Source organism: Pseudomonas sp. NFX71, assembly GCF_048079215.1.
Classification (GTDB): Bacteria; Pseudomonadota; Gammaproteobacteria; order Pseudomonadales; family Pseudomonadaceae; genus Aquipseudomonas; species Aquipseudomonas fluorescens_B.
Genome location: NZ_CP182230.1, coordinates 395,575 through 415,246 on the forward strand (window position 1 = coordinate 395,575; position 19,672 = coordinate 415,246).

Below are 19,672 nucleotides of genomic sequence, written 5' to 3' on the forward strand. Positions count from 1 at the left end.
CTGTGGGAGCGCGGGTTGTTTTTCAGGTTGTTGACTGAATGACGTTTGCCAGCCAGTCCATGAACACGCTGACCCGCAACGGCAAACGCCGTTGCGGGGCATAGAGGAGCGACACCTCCATCGACGGCGCGTTCAACTGCGGTAACACCGCCACCAGTTCACCGCTGAGCAAGCGCGACTGCATGCCCTTCAGCGGTGCCTGAATCAACCCGAATCCCCCCACGCACGCTGCTTCATAAGCGTCGGTGCTGTTCACCGTGACGCTGCCCGCCATCGGTAATCGATGCAGCTTGCCATCGACCTCATACAGAAACCCCTCCGAACGCGAACCCAGTACGCCGACGTAATGGACCAGCCGATGCTGTGCCAGATCTTCGAGTGTTTCGGGAATGCCATAACGCTGCAGATAAGCGGGACTGGCGCAATTGACCATCGCAAAATCACACACATGACGCGCGACCACCGATTGATCCGGTTGTACGCCAACCCGCACGACGCAGTCAAAACCCTCCCTTTGCACATCAACCCGGCGATCGGTGGTGCTGATTTCCAGTTCCAGATTGGGGTGCAGCGCGATGAATTCCGGCAACCGCGGCAACACCACCTGGCGCGCCAGGAAGTTCGGCATGTCGAAGCGAATGCGCCCGGTGAGCGACGCCGCATCCTGGCGAAACAGCCCTTCGATTTCGTCCATGTACGACAGCAAATCCTTGCTGCGTTCGTACAACACCAGGCCGTCCTGCGTCGCCTGAACCCTGCGCGTGGTGCGTTGCAGCAACCGCGTTCCCAGCAGCGCTTCGAGCGCCTGAACATGTTCCGACACGGTGGAACGGGGCAAGCCCAGGCTTTCGCCGGCCAGGGTAAAACTCGACACCTCGCTGACGCGAACGAAGGTGCGCAGCAGTTCCAGTTTGTTCATGGTTCGACCTTCGATTGTCCGGATTAACCGATCAGTGATTCCAATTTCAGCCTGTTTATCACCCTATGGCGGATAAATAAACTTCCTTCACACCGTTACTCCCCCCCCTTGAGGAAGCCCCATGAATCGCAAAATCGCACTGATCACCGGCGCCAGCCGCGGCCTTGGCAAAAACGCAGCGCTGCATCTGGCCGCCCAGGGTGTCGACGTCATCGGCACCTATAACAGCAAAGCCGATGAGGCGCAGGCACTGGTCGCGGAAATCGAAAGCCTCGGTGGTCGCGCCGCCATGTTGCAACTGGACGTGGGCCAGAGCGAGCGCTTCGCAGATTTCGCCACGCAGGTCGCCGAGGTATTGCGCAGCCGTTTCGATCGCCAGCACTTCGACTTTTTGCTCAACAACGCCGGCATCGGGGTGTATGCGAACTTAGTCGACACCACCGTCGAGCAGTTCGACTTGCTGATGAACATCCATTTGAAAGGGCCATTTTTCCTGACTCAGAAGTTGCTGCCGTTGATGACGGATGGTGGCCGCATCCTCAACGTGTCCAGCGGACTGACCCGCTTCAGCCTGCCGGGTTACGGCACTTACGCGGCGATGAAAGGCGCGATGGAAGTACTGACGCGTTATCAAGCGAAGGAGCTCGGTGCACGGGGCATCTCGGTAAATACCTTGGCGCCTGGCGCGATCGAAACCGATTTCGGCGGCGGGACCGTGCGCGACAATGCGCAGGTGAACCAGATGATCGCCGACAATACCGCGCTGGGTCGTGCCGGTCTGCCGGACGATATCGGCGCCGCGATTGCGCTGCTGCTGGCACCGGGCAGCCAGTGGATCAACGGCCAGCGCGTCGAGGCGTCGGGCGGGATGTTTTTGTAAACAGCACGCGTTAAGCGGGCTGACTATCAACCCGCTTAACGATCATCCTTGGCAAGAAGTGCGCATTACCCATCGCTCGCGCACCACGTCATACGCCCAGTGGTAAACGTAGGTGTACGGCAGGAAAAACAGCAACACACCGATATCCAGCAGGAACGCCTGCCACAGGCTGACATTGAGCCACCAGGCAATCAGTGGCACGCCAACCGCCACCAGCCCCCCTTCAAACAACAGCGCATGGACGACTCGCGTCCAAGCGTTGTGCACGATGTCGAAACGCTGCAGCACACGATCAAATATCCCGTTGAACACCACGTTCCACGCCAGTGCCAGCGCCGCGATCACGACGGTGACGACGCCCATGTCGAGCATCGGTTTGTCCATTATCCAGGCCAGCAACGGGGTGCAGATCACGATGGCCAACAGCTCGAAGCCGATGGCCTGGAAAATACGTTCGGTGATGGATTTTTGCATGTTCATGAGCAGAGCCCCTGAGTGACTGTGGTTGTCATGATCCACTCCCGCACCGATACTTCATAACCAATAACCATCGATCAAGGCGATAGTTCATGGCATCCCAGGAAGTGTTGCAGGCGTTTGTGCAAGCGGCGACCCAAGGCTCGTTTTCCGCCGCGGCGCGCAAGCTCGGGCGCAGTCAGTCGACCATCAGCGCCGCAGTGGCGAGCCTGGAGATTGATCTGGATCTGATCCTGTTCGACCGCAGTAGCCGCAAGCCGACCCTGACACCGGCCGGGCATGTGATGTTGCAGCGGGCCGAGGAGATTCTGGCGGCCACCAGCCGTCTGGAAATGACCGCCAGCCAGTTGGCTCAAGGGGTTGAGCCGAAGCTGACCGTGGCGATTTCCGACACCTATCAGTCCGACCGTTTCGAAGCGGCGCTCAGTGCGTTCGAACAGCGATACCCGGACCTTGAGCTCGAATGCCTGATCGCCGAATGCGATGACCTGGTGGCGCTGGTACAAAGCGGACGGGCGCATGTGGCGTTCGCCGAGCAACAGGAAAGTTACCCACCGGATCTGGTCAGCTCGACGGTGGCAGAGCGCACCGAAATCGCCCTGTTCGTGTCCCGCGAGCATCCGTTGGCAACGCTGGCTGTCATCGATCAGGACATCTTGCAACAGCACCGGGAGTTGCGTCTGGCGACGATCGTCAATCCGTATGAAAGCCGCGCCAAGGGGCGCGTCTGGTCGGCACCGAGTTATTTGATGCTGCTGGAAATGGCCCAGGGCGGATTCGGTTGGGCGCCGTTGCCGCGGTGGCTGGTGGGACGGTTTGGCGCCGGGACGTTGCAGGAGTTGAACGTGCGCGGATGGCCGAAACCGCTGTTCGTCGATGCGCTGTGGTCGCGGCTGCATCCGCCGGGGCCGGCGGGGAGCTGGTTGTTGGGCAAGATGCTGGAATGAAGGTCCGGCACGTTATTTCAAAGCCTTGATCCGGGCCTCGATAAACCGCCGCTCCGGCACCTGCTGCGTCAACTCCAGCGCCCGCTCATACGCCGCCCGTGCCTCCTCCACCCGTCCCAACTGCCGACAAAACTCGGCCCGCGCCGAATGTGCCAGGTGGTAATCCAGCAAATCCCCGCGTCCCAGAATCCCCTCAATCAGCGTCAACCCCGCCAACGGCCCATCCCGCCTGGAGATCGCCGCCGCACGGTTCAATTCGATCACCGGCGAAGGCACGGCCGCCAACAGCACGTCATACAGCCCCACAATTTGCAGCCAATCGGTCTCCCCCGCCGTCGGCGCTTCGGCATGTACCGCCGCGATGGCCGCTTGCAAACAGTAAGGACCGAATCGCCGGGTACTCAGCGCCCGCTCGATCAGCGCGCAGCCTTCGGCAATCAACCCGGCGTCCCACAGCGAACGGTCCTGCTCATCCAGCAGGATCAGCTCGCCACTCGATGAAGTCCGCGCCGGACGCCGTGATTCATGCAACAGCATCAGCGCCAGCAGGCCCATCACCTCGGGTTCGGGCAGCAGTTCCATCAGCAAACGCCCGAGGCGGATCGCCTCGCGGGTGAGGTCTTCACGGATGAGCTCGGTGCCGACGGACGCCGAGTAGCCTTCGTTGAACACCAGGTAAATCACCCGCAGCACGCTGTTGAGTCGCTCGGGCAATTCCGCCAGGGTCGGCACTTGATAGGGAATTTTCGCGTCGCGGATTTTCGCTTTGGCCCGCACGATGCGCTGGGCAATGGTGGCCGGTGCGGAAAGAAACGCCCGGGCGATTTCTTCGGTGGTCAGGTCGCAGACTTCGCGCAATGTCAGCGGCACTTGAGCATCCGCCGCGAGTGCCGGGTGACAGCAGGTGAAGATCAGGCGCAAGCGATCGTCTTCCACGTCGTCGTCACTCCAGTCAGCCTGCTCCAGCGCCTCCAGTTGAGCGATCAGCATTGGCCGGGACGCGGCAAACCGCGCGCGGCGACGCAACACATCGATGGCCTTGAAACGCCCGGTGGAAACCAGCCACGCCCGTGGATTGTCCGGCACACCGTCACGCTGCCAGCGCTCGACCGCGATAAAGAACGCCTCGTGCAAAGCCTCTTCGGCAAGGTCGAAATCGCCAAGCAGACGGATCAGGGTCGCCAGGATCCGCCGCGACTCCTCGCGGTAAACCTGTTCGACCCGAGCCTTGACCGACACCCCGGGCATCAGTCCTGCATGCCTTGCGTCACCATGGAATCTCCTTGCCTGTGACCGTTAAGGATTCAACTCTCGAACCGGCCGTACCTCGACACACCCGACCCGCGCCGCCGGAATGTTGCCGGCAACCTGAAGGGCTTCATTGAGGTCTTTGGCGTCGATCAGGTAGAAGCCGGCCAATTGCTCCTTGGTTTCGGCGAACGGGCCGTCGGTGATCGACATTTTGCCGTTGCGCATGCGCACGGTAGTGGCGGTCTGCACCGACTCCAGCGCCTCGGCGGCGAGCATGCGGCCGCTGCCCTGGATCGATTCGGCGTAGGCCATGCACTCGGCGTCCTTGGGGCTTTCGGGCAGTGAGTGCAATTCCTGTTCGTTGCTGTAGACCAGGCATAAGTACTTCATGGGGCTCTCCGATCGAACTGATCAACTATGGCTGCAGTTTGATGTTTTGGCGCTGATTCCCGACGATCAGGGTTCAAGGTTGAACAGCGCAGTGCCGCTCGTCATGTCGAACGGGGCCGACCAGTGTTCGTGGACGATGCGCCATTGGCCGGCCTCGCGACGATAGCAGGCGGTCACGCGCATCCAGCAGGCCTGGGTTTCGCCCTTGTCGTTGGTGCCGCCGCAATGGGCCAGCCAATGGGCGAAGGCGATGTGCTCGTCCGCCACGACGTTCATCTGATCGAAGTCGAACTTATGCGCGCCCTGGCACATTTCCATGCATTCCAGCCAATGCTTGCGGTAGGCAGTCTTGCCGCGAAACTGCAGGGCCTTGACCGCGTCGTAGGAGACGATGTCATCGCCATACAACGCCATGATTTTCTCGACATCCTTGGCGATGACCGCCTGGCGATAGGTGTCGATCAGAGTCTCGATTTCGTGAGTTGCGTTCATGGTGGTTCTCCGTGTTTTTTGTTGTGAAGACACCCTTAGTCGTTCGGCGAAATGCCGAATCGACAGTCGAAATAAAAATAATCCATGGGCGCAAACTCGCTAGAATCCGAGGCTCATTTCTGATGGAAAAAGGACACTCCAGTGACAACCCGACTCGTGCCTTACGAAACCCTGAACGCGCGCCAGCGCCAGCAGGTCGAGGCCATCGAAGTTCGCAAAGAACAAATCAGATTCTCCGGCGACATTCATGGTGCGCTGCACACCTTGTTGTCCAAACCCGGCCCCGGCGTCAAAGGATTTGCCCTGTTGGCCGATGACATTCCGGTTGCCTTCCTGCTGCTCAAACGTCCGCCGGTGCTGCCTGCCTGGGCCGATGAACACAGCGCCACGCTGCATGCACTGCAAGTCGGCCAGCGTCATCAAGGCAAAGGGTATGGCAAGGCCTGCCTGCAAGCCCTGCCCGACGTGGCGCGCCAGGCATTTCCTGAAATCAGGGCGCTGGAGTTGTCGGTGGATGCGGACAACGAGGCCGCCATCGCGCTGTACGCCAGTTTCGGCTGGGTCGACAGCGGCGAAGCCTACAAGGGCCGGATCGGTTACGAACGGCGCATGGGACTGATTTTCTGAGGTGGTTATGCTCGACAGTATCGAAGCACTGGAAGCGATCTACGGCCAACCCCACGACCGCGCCATGCGCAAGCAAATCGCCTTTCTGAACGAGGACTATCAAGCGATGGTCCGCGCCTCGCCACTGGTGATCATCAGCTCGGTCGGCCCCGACGGCCTGGACGGCTCGCCGCGCGGTGACACGCCGGGTTTCGTGCGAATCATCGATGAGCGCACCCTGGCGATACCGGACCGCCCGGGCAACAACCGCATCGACACACTGCGCAATGTGGTGCTCGATTCACGGGTGTCGCTGCTGTTCATCATTCCGGGGATCGGCGAGACGTTGCGGGTCAACGGCACAGCGCAGATCAGCAATGAACCGGGGCTACTGGAAAGCTTCGCGGTCAACGGCAAACCGGCGCGCACGGTGATGCTGGTGAGGGTAGAGGCGGCATTTTTTCACTGCTCGAAAGCGATCGTGCGGTCGGATTTGTGGAACCCCGAGAAGCACCTGGATCGCTCGGCGCTGCCGACGGCGGGGGCGTTTCACAAGCGCTTGAATGATGGGGCGTTTGATGCCGAGACGTATGACCGGGAAGCGCCGGCGCGGGTGCGGGATAGTCTCTACTGATATTGCTCCCACACTCGATCTTCGGTGTTCGATGGGATCTGGTTACAACGCCAACACCATCTCATGCCAAGCCATCCCGCCATGATCCGACGCGGAGGGCTTGATATAGGCGAAGCCAAACCCGGCATACAGCGGAATATGCCGCTCCTTGCACATCAGGTTGATGCTGGCCTTGCCCAACGCACGCATCCGCTCGATGAATTCGCCCATCAAGCGTTTCGCCAGACCCTGCCCCTGATAATCCGGGTGCACCACCACCGACATGATCACCACGTGCGGGCCGGCCGGGTCGTGGCCGATCAGTTCCTTGAACGCTTCGTCCGACATCTCGACCTGAAACGCCGCCCCGGAGTTGATGAAACCGGCGACCACGCCGTCCACTTCGGCGACGATAAACCCCTCGGGCCAGGTGGCGATGCGGGTGGCGATTTTCTCCCGGGTGGCGGCTTCGTCGCCTTCGTAGGCAACGGTTTCGATGGCGTAGCAGCGGTCCAGGTCAGCGGGGGTGACGTGGCGGATGACGGTGTTCATGGCAGCTCGGAATCAGCGGGGGAAAGGCTGGGGATCATAAATCAGCGTCGGCACGACATCGAGAGGCGAATCGCTGATCCGCCTCTCGATACCGACGTTACGCCTTGAGCGGCAGCCAGATTTCCAGCTTGCCGGTTTTGAGCTTCGGGTTGAAGTCTTCGCTGTAGCGTTCGAATTCCGGGGCGTCCGCGGCCTCTTTACCGGACTGCGGCAACCAGGTTTTCCAGATGTACTGAAACGTCTCGGGCAACTGGTCCAGCGAGCCTTTGTGCTCGAACACCGCGTAATGCTGGGGTTGAACCTCGACCCAGCGGTACTTTTCGGGCAGGTCGTCGAGTTTTTCGATCTCGACGCCCGCGATGTATTCGAAGCCGCCCTTGCCATCCGGATTGCAGCAGATGCCGTAGGTCACTTCGCTTTTTTGACCGGGAATTTTGCCAATCTCGGGAACGAATTTCTCCCAGAGTTCGGGAATGCCTTGCGTGGTCTGTTGGGTAAATCGTCCACCAAGCCCCGCAATGAGCAGAAAGTGCCCGTGTTCAAAACGTGGCTCGGCCGGTTTTACGTCTGGTTGTTCATCCATGACTCGACTCCTGGATCAAAAAAGTGGGTTCGGCTGGGAGTATAGAAGCCAAACCCGATTAGCCCAGTCAGAGGCTGTGCAACGCCTCGACAGCAGCCACGCCTACAAACTCGTTGTAGCCCGATAGAATCACGTACACGGCGAAATAGCAGAAGATCGCTGCCGATGCCATGTAGGAGTAACGCAGCAGCTTGTCGCCGAGCAACTTGCCGCCATGGCTCGCGGCGAAACACAGGCCGGCGGACCACAGCAATCCCGCGCAGAGAAAACCGCCGAGAAAGAGTGCCGAGCTGAGTGCCCCGCCACCGCCGGACCGCGCAATCAGCGTGCCACCCACCGCGGCGAACCAGAGAATGGCGCTGGGTGACGACATGGCGAGAAAGATCCCGCGGAAAAACTCTTTACGGTGCGAGTTGTGACCGACTTCAGCGGTCTGTGCCAATACGGCTTCGTGGTGAATTGCCGAATAGATCATCTTCGCCGCGAAGTACACCAGCAACACCGAACCGCCGATCCACAGCACCCAGCGCACGGTTTCGTATTGCAGCAAAACAGTCATGCCGGCCAGTGCCAGCACCGCGTAAATCAGGTCGCCGACGCAGGTCCCCAACCCCAGCGCAAAGCCTTGAAAATAGCCGCGCTGCATGGCCAGGGTGATCATCGCGATATTGGCCACGCCGATGTCCAGGCACAAAGAAAGGCTCAGCAAGAAGCCGCTGCTAAATTCCATCAACCGTTATCCTTCGGAAAAATTTGTTTACACACTGGCTGGACAGTGTGCCATGCCACCCCTTATCTTCCGCAACAGGTCACCGCAGTGACCAGCGTCGCTCGGACGGTTCCGGGCGCTCACGTTATCCGAGGCAACAATGGCTAACCCAGGTTCGCCGCGCCGCTTTGCGCGCATAGATCGACTCCCCCCTTACGTTTTCAACATCACTGCCGAGCTGAAGATGGCCGCCCGTCGTCGTGGCGAAGACATCATCGATTTCAGCATGGGCAACCCCGACGGTCCGACGCCGCCGCACATTGTCGAAAAACTCGTCACCGTCGCCCAACGCGAAGACACCCACGGTTACTCGACGTCCAAGGGTATTCCGCGTCTGCGCCGGGCGATTTCCAACTGGTACAAGGATCGCTACGAGGTCGACATCGACCCGGAAACCGAAGCCATCGTGACCATCGGCTCCAAGGAAGGCCTGGCGCATTTGATGCTGGCCACCCTCGATCAGGGCGACACGGTGCTGGTGCCGAACCCGAGCTACCCGATTCACATCTACGGCGCGGTGATTGCCGGCGCCCAGGTGCGTTCGGTGCCATTGATTCCGGGCGTGGACTTCTTCGCCGAACTGGAGCGGGCGATTCGCGGCTCGATTCCGAAACCGAAAATGATGATCCTCGGCTTCCCGTCCAACCCGACCGCACAGTGCGTTGAGCTGGACTTCTTCGAGCGTGTGATCGCCCTCGCCAAGCAGTACGACGTACTGGTGGTGCATGACCTGGCCTACGCCGACATCGTCTACGACGGCTGGAAAGCCCCGTCGATCATGCAAGTGCCGGGCGCCAAGGACATCGCGGTGGAGTTTTTCACCCTGTCCAAGAGCTACAACATGGCGGGCTGGCGCATCGGCTTCATGGTCGGCAACCCGGAACTGGTCAACGCCCTGGCGCGGATCAAGAGTTACCACGACTACGGCACGTTCACCCCGCTGCAAGTCGCGGCCATTGCGGCGCTGGAAGGCGATCAGCAGTGCGTGAAAGACATCGCCGAGCAGTACCGGCAGCGCCGCAACGTGTTGGTCAAAGGCCTGCACGAGCTGGGCTGGATGGTCGAGAATCCGAAGGCATCGATGTATGTCTGGGCGAAGATTCCCGAAGCCTACGCGCACCTTGGCTCTTTGGAGTTCGCCAAGAAAATGCTCGCCGAGGCCAAGGTCTGCGTCTCGCCGGGTGTCGGGTTTGGTGAGTATGGGGATGATCATGTGCGCTTCGCGCTGATCGAAAACCAGGACCGGATTCGCCAGGCCGTGCGCGGGATTCGCGCAATGTTCAGGGCGGATGGGCTGGTCAGCAAATCCTGAGGCCTGGACACATAACACTGTGGGAGCGAGCCTGCTCGCGATAGCGGACTTACATTCAACATCTTCGCTGAATGTTAAGCCCTCATCGCGAGCAGGCTCGCTCCCACATTTGGTTTTGCGGTGTGCTTAAACGAACAACGACAGCAGCAGGATAAAGCCCAGGGCCACCACAGACAGGATGGTTTCCATCGCCGTCCAGGTCTTGAAGGTCTCCGCCACGGTCATGTTGAAGTATTGCTTCACCAGCCAGAAACCGGCGTCGTTGACGTGAGACAGGATCAACGAACCGGCACCGGTGGCCAGCACCAGCAACTCACGGTTCACACCCGGAATCATCCCCACCACCGGCACCACGATGCCGGCGCCAGTAATGGTCGCCACGGTCGCCGAACCGGTCGCGATACGGATCACCGCCGCCACCAGCCATGCCAGAAGGATCGGCGAGATTTCCGCAGCCACCGCCATGTTGCCGATGACATTACCCACGCCGCTGGTCACCAGCATCTGCTTGAAGCCACCACCGGCACCGATGATCAGGATGATTGCGGCGGTTGGCGCGAGGCTCGCGTCCAGCCATTTGAGCATCTGGTTGGAACCAATGCCCTGCTTGTAGCCGAAGGTGTACAGCGACAGCAGCAACGCCAGCAGCAGTGCCGAGATCGGGTGACCGATCAGGTCCATGAAGGTGCGGAAAAAGTTGCCGTCCGGCAGCACCACATCGGCAAAGGTCTTGAGCAGCATCAGGAACACCGGCGACAGCACGGTGATCAAGGTGATTGAGAAGCTCGGCAGATCGGCAGAATCGTTCTCGCGCGCCAGTTGATCCACCAGTTCCTGATTGGGATGACCGGGAATGTACTTGGCAATGAAGGTGCCGTAGATCGGGCCGGCGATGATGGCCGTCGGCAGCGCAACGATCAGGCCGTAGAGAATGGTTTTACCGATGTCGGCACCGAACACGCCGATGGCCAGCAACGGACCCGGGTGCGGGGGCACCAGACCGTGCACGGCGGACAGGCCGGCCAGCAGCGGGATACCGATCTTGATGATCGACACGCCGGTACGCCGGGCGACGATGAACACCAGCGGGATCAGCAGCACGAAGCCGATCTCGAAGAACAGCGGAATGCCGACCAGGAACGCGGCGAACATCATCGCCCACTGCACCTTGTCCTTGCCGAACGCGCGAATCAGCGTCTGGGCAATCTGATCCGCCCCGCCCGACTCGGCCATCATTTTGCCAAGCATGGTGCCCAGCGCGAGGATGATCCCGACGAAACCGAGCACCCCACCGAAGCCGTCCTGGAACGCTTTGATGATGGTGCCGATCGGCATGCCGGAGGTCAGCCCGAGAAAGGCTGCGGCAATGATCAGGGCAATGAACGGGTGGAACTTGAACTTGGTGATCAGGACGATAAGCCCGATCACCGTGACCACTGCATCGAGCAGCAGGAACGTCTCGTGGGACATGCCAAACATTAGGGGTGTCTCCTGGTTGTTGTTGTTATTGAAGCGGGTAATTCGAAAGCCATAAGGACAGCGCTATCTCTTCGAGCAAAATCAACCGGCGCGTTTCAAGCCGTGTTCCAGCCACCAGGCATGCGCCTGTTTCGCCAATTGGTCGACGCTGTGGGTCGACGCATCGAGGGCCAGGGTCAGCGGTTCGCCAACGGGGGACTCAAGGGTGGCGAACTGGCTGTCGATCAACGTCGACGGCATGAAGTGCCCTGGCCGATGGGAGACACGATCGGCCGCCACTTCAGGCGTGAGTTCGAGGAACACGAAGCCCAGGCCCGGCAAGGCGCTGCGCAGACGTTCGCGGTAAATGTGTTTGAGGGCCGAGCAGGTCAGCACCGGGCGAGCGCCCGTGGCGTCGACGCGGCGCAGTTCGTCGCACAGGCTGTCGAGCCAGCCGGCACGGTCGTCGTCGTTCAGGGGAATGCCTGCGCTCATCTTTTCGATATTGGCGGCAGGGTGAAAAGTGTCGCCTTCAATGGCAGTCGCGCCGCTGAGCTCGCACAAGGCTTCGCTGACGCACGTCTTGCCGCAACCGGCAACGCCCATGATGACCAGGGCGGTGATGGGATGATTCATGTAACACCTCAGCGCGCAGACAGCGCTACCTTTGAAAGCTATGACACTCGTTCAAAAGCAGAAGTTGCCGACGCCTTCTTGTCATTTTTGTGGGTTGCAGCGTGTTCGTTCCCGACGCCGAAAAGCGAGGTTCAGGCAAAACTCGCTTACGCATTTGCAGCTGCTTCGGGACAGCGCTACCTTAGTGCCTTGAATTTTGTTTGGCAAGCCGCCCGATGACCTCCCCTAAAAACGATAAAAATACGCGAACCACTGGCCGTCCTACTCTGAATGAAGTCGCCCGACTGGCCGGCGTCAGCCCGATTACCGCGTCCCGCGCCTTGCGTGGCGTGAGCACGGTGGCCACCGACCTGGTGGAAAAAGTCCAGAAAGCGGCGCTTGAGCTCAACTACGTGGTCAACCCCGCCGCCCGCGCGTTAGCCTCGGCCCAGAGCCATTCCGTCGTGGTGCTGGTGCCGTCGCTGTCCAACTTGCTGTTCATCGACACGCTGGAAGCCATTCATCAGGTTTTGCGACCGAAGGGCTTCGAAGTGCTGATCGGCAACTTCCATTACTCGCGCGATGAAGAAGAAAACCTGCTGCGCAATTACATGGCGTATCAGCCGCGTGGTTTGCTGCTGACCGGGTTTGATCGCACCGAAAGCTCGCGACGGATGATTGAGGCGAGCAACATTCCCTGCGTGTACATGATGGAACTGGACAGTGCGGCGGGCCTGAATTGCGTAGGTTTCTCGCAGCTCGCCGCCGGCGAAACGGCGGCCGAGCATTTGCTGTCACGCGGTCGCAAACGCCTGGCCTACATCGGCGCGCAACTGGATCAGCGCACATTGCTGCGCGGCGAAGGGTTCCGCAAAGCCCTGCAGAAGGCCGGTCGGTATGACCCGGACCTGGAAGTGCTGACCCCCCGCGCCTCCTCCGTAGGTCTGGGTGGCGAACTGTTCCTGCAACTGATCGCCAGTCATCCGGATGTCGATGCAATCTTCTTCGGCAACGACGACCTGGCGCAGGGCGCTTTGCTGGAGGCGATGCGCTGCGGGATCAAAATCCCTGAACAAGTGGCAATCCTCGGTTTCAACGACCTGCCGATGTCGGCCCACATGGTCCCGCGCCTGAGCAGCATCAACACCCCGCGCGAGGCCATCGGCCGACGTGCCGCCGAACAGATGCTGACCTTGATGGCGGGCAACACGGTGGCGAAACCGGTGCAGGACATGGGGTTTGAGTTGAAAGTGCGCGAAAGTACGTAGTTCAGGACTGATCGTTGCCACGCTCTGCGGGCTGAACGGGAACGATCAGTTACACCTTTACCCTCCACCCCATGAGGGCCTCGTGCAAAATCCGCCCACTCCATCCCGGCGGACACGTATATGCGCAAGATAATCATCATGGCCCTCCTGCTCGCCGTCTCGCTTGGACAGGCGCTACAGGTGCAGGCCTCTGAGCCAGATGACTGGACTCGTTTCCTGAACGACCCACGTTTCATGCCGGCGATCAAACGCTGTCTCGCCGCCCACCCGCAAGGTCAGGGGCCTGCCGTCGTAATGGGTGTTGGGCATGCCAGTCTTGAAGAGGCATACGTCATGACCACCGACCTCACCGGGCGTAAAAATGTGTGTTTTTCCAGTAAGGATACGGGACTGGAAGTGCGCTCCCAGACCGTTTTCGATCTGCCAGGCCCGCTGTTTGTTTCAGTGGATCAAGTCAAGGTGGCCCCCAAGGGCGAGTGCATCGAGCCCACCCCTGTATTCATCGATCAACAGCTTCAAGGCTGGATCCTCAGGCAACCCATCCTCAATCAGCACATGCCCAGTGCCTGCTCGACTCCGGTCTGGACTGATCTGATACCGCTCGATTAGGTCTCACGACCCTTTTTTCAACGGTCGGTATCTGCACCATCAAGCCGCGCATCATCCATGCCGCAGGTTTTCAACTAATCTTGTGGGTGCTCCCTGTCCCGATTACCGCCTGCCAGGGCGGGCATACTGTTAGAGTCCCGAAGCGTCGAATCGCTAACGGAGTAGCTCCATGGAACATGCACTGAAGATCCTCGGTAAAGCGTCGTCCATCAACGTCAGAAAAGTCCTGTGGACCTGCGACGAGCTGGACCTTTCCTACGAGCGAGAAGACTGGGGCAGCGGCTATGCGTCGACCCACAGTCCCGAGTTTGTCCGACTCAACCCGAATGCACAGGTACCGGTGATCATCGACGATGCTGGCGTGCTGTGGGAGTCCAACACCATCTGCCGTTACCTGGCCGGCAAACATTCACACGCTGAATTGCTGCCGCACGAACCCGCGGCGCGCGCGCGGGTGGAGCAATGGATGGATTGGCAGGCCACTGATCTCAACTCGTCCTGGAGCTACGCGTTTACAGCGCTGGTACGCAAAGACCCGGAGTTCCAGGACGCGCACCGGATTGCCACTGGCTTACGCGGCTGGAACCAGAAGATGAGCATCCTCGAACATCAGCTCGCGGCCACCAAAGCTTATGTTGCCGGCCCCCGGTTCTCACTGGCCGACATTGTCATCGGGCTGTCGGTCAACCGCTGGCTGATGACCCCGATGGACCGTCCAGATTTTCCTGCCATCGACGAGTATTTCCAACGGTTGGCGCAGCGCCCCGGATTCCTGAAACATGGATGCAACGGCCTGCCTTGAAACCATGCCGGCTTCTCGGCGGTCGACGACTGCCGCCGGGCGGCAAAGGTTAACCGCGAGATTCGCGCCATTCGCCGGCCAAATAAAACCTAACCGACTGAAAAATATGTAATTTTTAATGCAGGCATAGTATTTGCTGAAGGCACTGCACCACAAACACCTACAAGGTCTACTCATCATGTTGGTCAGTGCAAACAAACAGTCGCTAATGACGCCAATCCTCAAGAAGCCCGGCGAAGATCCGACCGCCGAAGCCGCTGCCGGTCTTCAGAGTGTGATGCTGCAACGACAAGGCAACGTTCAGCCGCTCTCCGCGCAGGTGCAGAATTCCGCCACCCAAAACGCCACCCGGCAAGTCAGTGAGGCGAGCAAAATCAGCGACAACGTTGATGAAGCGTTCGCGAAAACACGCGTGGGACTGCAATTGACTAACGCGCCGCTTCCGACCGATGCGCAAGGCAAACTCAGTGGCGGTACGGCCACAGACGCGTTCAAGGAATACATGAGCAAAACCCCGGAAGAGCGCATGCAAGACGCCATTCTGGAAGAGATGGGCCTGACAAAAGAAGAAGTGTCACAAATGTCGCCGGAACAACAACAGGCGGTCGCTAAAGAAATGGCCGAACGCATGCAGGACAAGGTAAAACTGGCGCAGGCCGAGAAAGAAAACGGTGTGAGCGAGAAAGGCAGCCCGCAAGTGGTGGACAAGTTTCTCGCGTCGCTTTAACAACACCGGGTAATGCTGTTCACTTGAGCGCGCTCTTGGGTCATGCATACCTTTGTGGCGAGGGAACTCGCTCCCGCTTGAGTGCGTAGCACTCACAAAATCGGTAATGGTTGTCAGATTTTTGGGGCCGCTACGCAGCCCAGCGGGAGCAAGCTCCCTCGCCACAGATGTCTTGCTTGCCTGAAGACTTTCTTGAGTGCCCTCTACCAGCCCCTTGTCAGTTTGCCGCCATCAACTTATCTGCAAGGTCGAGTTGAACTGGCTGATCGCATCCACGACATGCCGCGACCCCTGTTGAATCTCCAGAATCACCTCCCCCGCCTCGTTCGCCAATTCCACCCCAAGACCGGTCCGGCTCAGACTCGACTGCATGCTCGACACCGCGCTCAATGACAAGTCGTGGTTCTTGCGCACCACGTCGACGATCTCCAGCGTCGCCTGACTGGTGCGTGCGGCGAGGCTGCGAACCTCATCGGCGACGACGGCGAACCCACGCCCGTGCTCCCCGGCCCGGGCCGCTTCAATCGCCGCGTTAAGCGCCAGCAGGTTGGTCTGATCGGCAATGCCGCGAATGGTCTGGACGATGGTGCCGATGATGTCGGACTGCTTGCTGACCGCGTCGATGCTCAACGCCGCCTCGTTCAAGTTTTTGGAAATGTCCTGGATGATCTGCACCGTTTGCTGCACCACCTGCGACCCTTTCTGCGCGCAGGCGTCGTTCTGGACCGAGGTGCTGTGGGCCGATTCGGCAGCGGTTTGCAGGGTGGTCACCTGATTCGTGATGTCGCTGGCAAACTTGACCACTTTGTACAGCCGGCCCTTGGTGTCGAACAACGGGTTGTAGGACGCTTCAAGGAAAATGGTATGGCCGTGTTTATCTTTGCGTTCAAAACGGTGCGAGTGATATTCGCCGCGATTCAATGAGGCCCAGAACGCTTTGTAGGCCTGGGATTCGGCTTCGGCGCGGTGGCAGAACAGGCTGTGATGCTGACCGACGACTTCGTTGAGCGAGTAATGGGTGGTCTTCAGGAAGTTCTCATTGGCGGTAATCACATGGCCTTCGGGAGTGAATTCAATCACCGCCATGGAACGACCGATCGCCGCGAGCCTGCTTTCGTTTTCGTGTTCTTTGGAAATCCTGGCGGAGACGTCCGTGGCCACTTTGATCACACTTTTTACCTGGCGGTCGGGACCGAAAACCGGCATGTAACTGGCTTCCAGCCAGATCTCCTTTCCCTTCTTGTTCAAGCGCAGGAAAGTGCCGCTGACCGGTTCGCCACGGGCCAGGTCACGCCACAATCTGGCGTAGTCTTCGCTTCGGTAAAACGCTTCTTCGCAAAAGATCCGGTGATGTTTGCCACGCACTTCCTCGACGCTGTAACCCATGGCGGCGCAAAAGTTTTCGTTGGCATCAAGGACGATGCCTTCAGGGGTGAACTCAATCATCGCCATCGAACGGCTGACGGCGGCCAGCCTGGCGTTGGCCTCGCTCAGTGCACAGCTGTAGCGCTCGATTTCCTGCAAGTCAGCTTTGTGATGTCGGTTAAACATGGTCGTATCACCCTAAGTGCGGTCCTTTGATTGATGAAAGTTCTTCAGTCTTTCAACGTATCCACCACAACGTTCCATGGCACAGGCGCACACATTCCTCCACAGGAGGAACGGTCAGGTGATCGATGATGTTGAATCGGAGAGTCCATGTGGCAACGCTCTTATCAAGACATCCGTCTCTTGATAGCCCGGGACCGGGCCAGCCCTGATGTTTTCAAAAGTAATTCCCTTTGTCGAAAGCTCCCTGTTGCTCGCGTCGGTGCCTTGGGTTGCGCACTCTTGAGGAGTGCATGACGGCCTTCATATCGCGACCTTCATGGTTTGGAATGAGCATAGTCAGGCGCAATCGGCTTGCAAGGCCACTAGTCGGCCAGTATTGAGGACAAAATCGGTTCAGCTTCGAGTCTATTTGCTAAACATCGGGCGAAAAACCACACTGATCATCGTGTCGTTTTTCGGGATAAGGCGGGACTCGGAATAAATCTCTATCCACCCACCGACAGGTTCTGTTTTTTCGGGAATGCCCAACGGACAGCACTCATTCTCATAATGGAAATCCTTGAGGGTACATGTCATGACCTTCCCCTGCCCGCCAGGTCCTTCCACACCGTAAACGATCACTGAGTACCGCTGATTGTTGTACTTCCAGGAAGATACTTGCTGGCTCATGTTGTAGTCGGAAAGGTTTACCGGACTATTCGAAGGCGTACTCTGCAGTGCTAATTTGGTGCCGCCAAAGTCCCAAGCCGTCCAGACGCAAAAATAACCATAGGCGCAGTTGGTATCTTTTTGTTCAGCGCCTGAAACCGGAAACGTCATCACAACGGCTCCTTTTTCGTAAGCCACCTGAGTGGAGCTGACTTGTTGTCCTCCCGTTTTTCTCCTGAGCTGTTGATCAATCTGCTGTTGAACATCTGCCTTCTGTTCGGCCGTCATCTCGGGATTGAACAATGCATATTTGCCAAGCTCCTCAGCATCCGGTTTCGCATAGAAAAAAAATGCCAAACCGACACAGGCACACAGTGCTGCGCAAACTCCCAGCCACTTGATGTTCATATTGAACCCCACACGTTAAGCGCCGAGAAAACCCCGGCGACCTGAAGCGCAGAATCCAAACATTACACGCGGCCGTCTACTGTCATAACTGACAGTCAAGACAATCGGTGCGGATGAATTATTGCTCGGAGAGCATCCCCATTAGCGCCTGCACCGCTGCCGAGGGTGGCTTGTTCGCCGCGACCACCAAGGCGAACTCGCGATCGATTCGCGGTTTCAGCGGCACCACACGCAGGCCCTGGAGCTGGCTCGGCAGGGTCATTTCCGGCACCAGGGTCACACCGATGTTCTCCCGCACCAGGGTAAACGCACTGCTCCACTCGCGAACCTCGACCCGGACGTCATGCAACTGCAAACCGGCCTCGATGGCCAGGCTGCGGGCATTGGTCGAACAGCCGCCCGTGGCCAGCACAAAGGGTTGCTCCGCCAACTCGGCGAGGGCGACACCCTCTTCAACCGAGCGCCGCGCCAAAGGATGGCCGCCCGGCAGAACCGCCACCCAGGCATCGCGCCCCAAACGGCCGGCATTGCGTTCCGGTGCCGGGTTCAACACCACCCCCACGTCCACCAGACCGGCGCCGAGCAGCGTTTCCACTTCATCGTCGCTGACTTCCAGGGCAGTCACCTGAATACCGGGATACAGCCGATTGAACTGGCGCAGCAGCGGCGGCAGGAACGTCGCCAGCACCATGGGGAAACTCGCCAGGCGAATCGTCCCGCGCTCGATGCCTTTCGCGGCATCGACGGTACTGCGGATGGTTTCCAGGGCGCCGAGCATGGTGCGCGCCTGCTCGATGACCGGCAGACCAATGGCGGTTGGCAGGGTCTGGCGGTTTTCCCGGCTGAACAGTTGAACGCCGAGGGTTTCCTCGATCAACGCCAGGGCCTGGCTGGCGCCGGACTGGGTCATGCCGACGCGCTCGGCTGCGCGGGTGATGTTGCCTGTGTCTGCCACGGCCACCACCATTCGCCAGTGCATCAGATTCATCATGGCAGTAGCTTTCCTTATGGCAGTTTTCTGAAGAATTAATTTTACCGAAGGCGCCGCGCACTATGACACTGGCGAAAACCCCGAACCAGAGGCCTGCCGATGCAGTTGTATTACGCCCCACACGCTTGCTCGCTCGCACCACACATTGTGCTGCGCGAGCTGGACCTGCCCTTCGCATTGATTCGCGTCGATAACCGCACCAAACAGACCGCGAGCGGAGCCGACTTCCTCGTCATCAACCCGAAGGGTTACGTCGCGGCGCTGCAACTGGACAACGGTGAAGTGCTGACCGAAGGCCCGGCGATCCTGCAGTACCTGGCGGACCTGTGCCCCGAGGCGAACCTGGCGCCAGCCCATGGGACGTTCGAGCGGGTGCGGTTGCAGGAGTGGTTGAACTTTGTTTCGACGGAGATTCATGGCGCGTTGGGTTGGTTGTTCAATGCGCAGTTCCCGGAGCAGGTGAAGGCGCAGATCAAGGAGAAGTTGTACAAGCGGTTTGCGGTGGTGTGCCAGACGCTGGAGCGTCAGGATTATTTGCTGGCGGGTGGGTTCAGCATTGCCGATGCGTATTTGTTTACGGTGTTGCGGTGGGCGCCGTTGTTTGCGATTGATTTGGATGAGTGGCCGGCGTTGGCGGCGTTTCAAGCCAGAATTGATCAGCGGTCGGCGGTGAAAGCGGCGTTGGCCGCAGAATCCGCGTAAGCCTTGAGGCCATCGCGGGCTTGCCCGCTTCCATAAATGCGTGTGGCGAGGACGCTTGCTCCCGTTGGGTCACGAAGTGGCCCCAAAAAAGGGACTGCTGCG

General features: G+C 59.3%; 24 protein-coding genes and 1 pseudogene. 11 read left to right on the forward strand and 14 right to left on the reverse strand.

Annotated features, from left to right (window positions below; all coding sequences use genetic code 11):
• Positions 1-22: 22 nt before the first annotated feature.
• Positions 23-919, reverse strand: a complete 897-nt coding sequence (locus ACM1ZW_RS01845; RefSeq protein WP_414877905.1) for a LysR family transcriptional regulator — start codon at positions 917-919, stop codon at positions 23-25.
• A 121-nt stretch (positions 920-1,040) separates the two neighbouring features.
• Between ACM1ZW_RS01845 and ACM1ZW_RS01850 the strand changes: the two genes are divergently transcribed.
• Entirely contained in the window at positions 1,041-1,799 is a 759-nt protein-coding gene (locus ACM1ZW_RS01850; protein WP_416740078.1) for an SDR family NAD(P)-dependent oxidoreductase, read from the forward strand.
• A gap of 42 nt (positions 1,800-1,841) precedes the next feature.
• On the opposite strand, the gene ACM1ZW_RS01855 is transcribed toward ACM1ZW_RS01850, so the two are convergent.
• Positions 1,842-2,279 carry a multidrug/biocide efflux PACE transporter gene (locus ACM1ZW_RS01855; RefSeq protein WP_416740079.1) on the reverse strand — a complete coding sequence of 146 codons (438 nt, stop codon included), beginning with the start codon at positions 2,277-2,279 and terminating at the stop codon, positions 1,842-1,844.
• Positions 2,280-2,368: 89 nt separating this feature from the next.
• Here ACM1ZW_RS01855 and ACM1ZW_RS01860 point away from each other — a divergent pair, with 89 nt between their 5' ends.
• A complete protein-coding gene (locus tag ACM1ZW_RS01860; protein ID WP_017340390.1) occupies positions 2,369-3,223 on the forward strand; it encodes a LysR family transcriptional regulator in 855 nt (284 codons plus the stop codon).
• Between the two features lie 12 nt (positions 3,224-3,235).
• Here ACM1ZW_RS01860 and ACM1ZW_RS01865 read toward each other — a convergent pair whose 3' ends face one another.
• From ACM1ZW_RS01865 to ACM1ZW_RS01875, 3 genes are all read right to left on the reverse strand, one after another.
• Positions 3,236-4,471: an RNA polymerase sigma factor gene (locus ACM1ZW_RS01865; protein WP_416740080.1), complete on the reverse strand. Its 1,236-nt coding sequence runs from the start codon at positions 4,469-4,471 to the stop codon at positions 3,236-3,238.
• A gap of 48 nt (positions 4,472-4,519) precedes the next feature.
• On the reverse strand, positions 4,520-4,864 hold the full coding sequence (locus tag ACM1ZW_RS01870; protein WP_017340392.1) for a YciI family protein: 345 nt from the start codon (positions 4,862-4,864) through the stop codon (positions 4,520-4,522).
• Between the two features lie 66 nt (positions 4,865-4,930).
• The gene (locus ACM1ZW_RS01875) at positions 4,931-5,356 is read right to left on the reverse strand and encodes a YybH family protein (RefSeq protein ID WP_017340393.1); all 426 of its coding nucleotides are present in this window, start codon (positions 5,354-5,356) and stop codon (positions 4,931-4,933) included.
• Positions 5,357-5,497: 141 nt separating this feature from the next.
• Here ACM1ZW_RS01875 and ACM1ZW_RS01880 point away from each other — a divergent pair, with 141 nt between their 5' ends.
• Both ACM1ZW_RS01880 and ACM1ZW_RS01885 read left to right on the forward strand, forming a co-directional pair.
• Positions 5,498-5,983, forward strand: coding sequence for a GNAT family N-acetyltransferase (locus ACM1ZW_RS01880; protein ID WP_017340394.1), 486 nt, complete (start codon positions 5,498-5,500; stop codon positions 5,981-5,983).
• 7 nt (positions 5,984-5,990) lie between these two features.
• Positions 5,991-6,596, forward strand: coding sequence for a pyridoxamine 5'-phosphate oxidase family protein (locus ACM1ZW_RS01885; protein WP_416740081.1), 606 nt, complete (start codon positions 5,991-5,993; stop codon positions 6,594-6,596).
• Positions 6,597-6,638: 42 nt separating this feature from the next.
• On the opposite strand, the gene ACM1ZW_RS01890 is transcribed toward ACM1ZW_RS01885, so the two are convergent.
• From ACM1ZW_RS01890 to ACM1ZW_RS01900, 3 genes are all read right to left on the reverse strand, one after another.
• Complete coding sequence (locus ACM1ZW_RS01890) at positions 6,639-7,127, reverse strand: GNAT family N-acetyltransferase (protein WP_207285435.1); 489 nt, start codon at positions 7,125-7,127, stop codon at positions 6,639-6,641.
• 97 nt (positions 7,128-7,224) lie between these two features.
• Complete coding sequence (locus ACM1ZW_RS01895; RefSeq protein ID WP_414877899.1) at positions 7,225-7,710, reverse strand: GyrI-like domain-containing protein; 486 nt, start codon at positions 7,708-7,710, stop codon at positions 7,225-7,227.
• 67 nt (positions 7,711-7,777) lie between these two features.
• Positions 7,778-8,440, reverse strand: a complete 663-nt coding sequence (locus tag ACM1ZW_RS01900; protein WP_414877898.1) for a LysE family translocator — start codon at positions 8,438-8,440, stop codon at positions 7,778-7,780.
• A gap of 139 nt (positions 8,441-8,579) precedes the next feature.
• Between ACM1ZW_RS01900 and alaC the strand changes: the two genes are divergently transcribed.
• The gene (gene alaC, locus ACM1ZW_RS01905; RefSeq protein WP_017340399.1) at positions 8,580-9,791 is read left to right on the forward strand and encodes an alanine transaminase; all 1,212 of its coding nucleotides are present in this window, start codon (positions 8,580-8,582) and stop codon (positions 9,789-9,791) included.
• Positions 9,792-9,917: 126 nt separating this feature from the next.
• On the opposite strand, the gene ACM1ZW_RS01910 is transcribed toward alaC, so the two are convergent.
• Positions 9,918-11,270, reverse strand: coding sequence for a GntP family permease (locus ACM1ZW_RS01910; protein WP_017340400.1), 1,353 nt, complete (start codon positions 11,268-11,270; stop codon positions 9,918-9,920).
• An 81-nt stretch (positions 11,271-11,351) separates the two neighbouring features.
• Positions 11,352-11,885, reverse strand: coding sequence for a gluconokinase (locus ACM1ZW_RS01915; protein WP_017340401.1), 534 nt, complete (start codon positions 11,883-11,885; stop codon positions 11,352-11,354).
• Between ACM1ZW_RS01915 and ACM1ZW_RS01920 the strand changes: the two genes are divergently transcribed.
• The 5 genes from ACM1ZW_RS01920 to ACM1ZW_RS01940 all read left to right on the forward strand — a co-directional run bounded on the left by ACM1ZW_RS01920 (position 11,877) and on the right by ACM1ZW_RS01940 (position 15,270).
• Complete coding sequence (locus ACM1ZW_RS01920) at positions 11,877-12,104, forward strand: hypothetical protein (RefSeq protein ID WP_139273093.1); 228 nt, start codon at positions 11,877-11,879, stop codon at positions 12,102-12,104. The two genes, ACM1ZW_RS01915 and ACM1ZW_RS01920, sit on opposite strands and share 9 nt — an antisense overlap.
• Positions 12,101-13,132: a LacI family DNA-binding transcriptional regulator gene (locus ACM1ZW_RS01925; RefSeq protein ID WP_414877897.1), complete on the forward strand. Its 1,032-nt coding sequence runs from the start codon at positions 12,101-12,103 to the stop codon at positions 13,130-13,132. Before ACM1ZW_RS01920 ends, ACM1ZW_RS01925 begins: the two co-directional genes overlap by 4 nt.
• Before the next feature lie 120 nt (positions 13,133-13,252).
• Positions 13,253-13,741, forward strand: a complete 489-nt coding sequence (locus ACM1ZW_RS01930; RefSeq protein ID WP_017340403.1) for a hypothetical protein — start codon at positions 13,253-13,255, stop codon at positions 13,739-13,741.
• Between the two features lie 169 nt (positions 13,742-13,910).
• Positions 13,911-14,543, forward strand: coding sequence for a glutathione S-transferase family protein (locus tag ACM1ZW_RS01935; protein WP_414877896.1), 633 nt, complete (start codon positions 13,911-13,913; stop codon positions 14,541-14,543).
• 178 nt (positions 14,544-14,721) lie between these two features.
• Positions 14,722-15,270 (forward strand): hypothetical protein, encoded by a 549-nt coding sequence (locus ACM1ZW_RS01940; protein WP_414884272.1) that lies wholly within the window; start codon positions 14,722-14,724, stop codon positions 15,268-15,270.
• A 231-nt stretch (positions 15,271-15,501) separates the two neighbouring features.
• On the opposite strand, the gene ACM1ZW_RS01945 is transcribed toward ACM1ZW_RS01940, so the two are convergent.
• From ACM1ZW_RS01945 to ACM1ZW_RS01960, 4 genes and pseudogenes are all read right to left on the reverse strand, one after another.
• A complete protein-coding gene (locus tag ACM1ZW_RS01945; protein WP_416740790.1) occupies positions 15,502-16,041 on the reverse strand; it encodes a methyl-accepting chemotaxis protein in 540 nt (179 codons plus the stop codon).
• 3 nt (positions 16,042-16,044) lie between these two features.
• A pseudogene (locus tag ACM1ZW_RS01950) lies at positions 16,045-16,821 on the reverse strand (PAS domain-containing protein); the annotation flags it as partial.
• A 405-nt stretch (positions 16,822-17,226) separates the two neighbouring features.
• On the reverse strand, positions 17,227-17,877 hold the full coding sequence (locus tag ACM1ZW_RS01955; protein WP_416740082.1) for a peptidase inhibitor family I36 protein: 651 nt from the start codon (positions 17,875-17,877) through the stop codon (positions 17,227-17,229).
• Positions 17,878-17,995: 118 nt separating this feature from the next.
• Complete coding sequence (locus tag ACM1ZW_RS01960) at positions 17,996-18,868, reverse strand: LysR family transcriptional regulator (RefSeq protein WP_416740083.1); 873 nt, start codon at positions 18,866-18,868, stop codon at positions 17,996-17,998.
• A 99-nt stretch (positions 18,869-18,967) separates the two neighbouring features.
• On the opposite strand from ACM1ZW_RS01960, the gene gstA reads away from it, so the two are divergent.
• Complete coding sequence (gstA, locus tag ACM1ZW_RS01965) at positions 18,968-19,570, forward strand: glutathione transferase GstA (RefSeq protein ID WP_416740084.1); 603 nt, start codon at positions 18,968-18,970, stop codon at positions 19,568-19,570.
• Positions 19,571-19,672 lie beyond the last annotated feature (102 nt).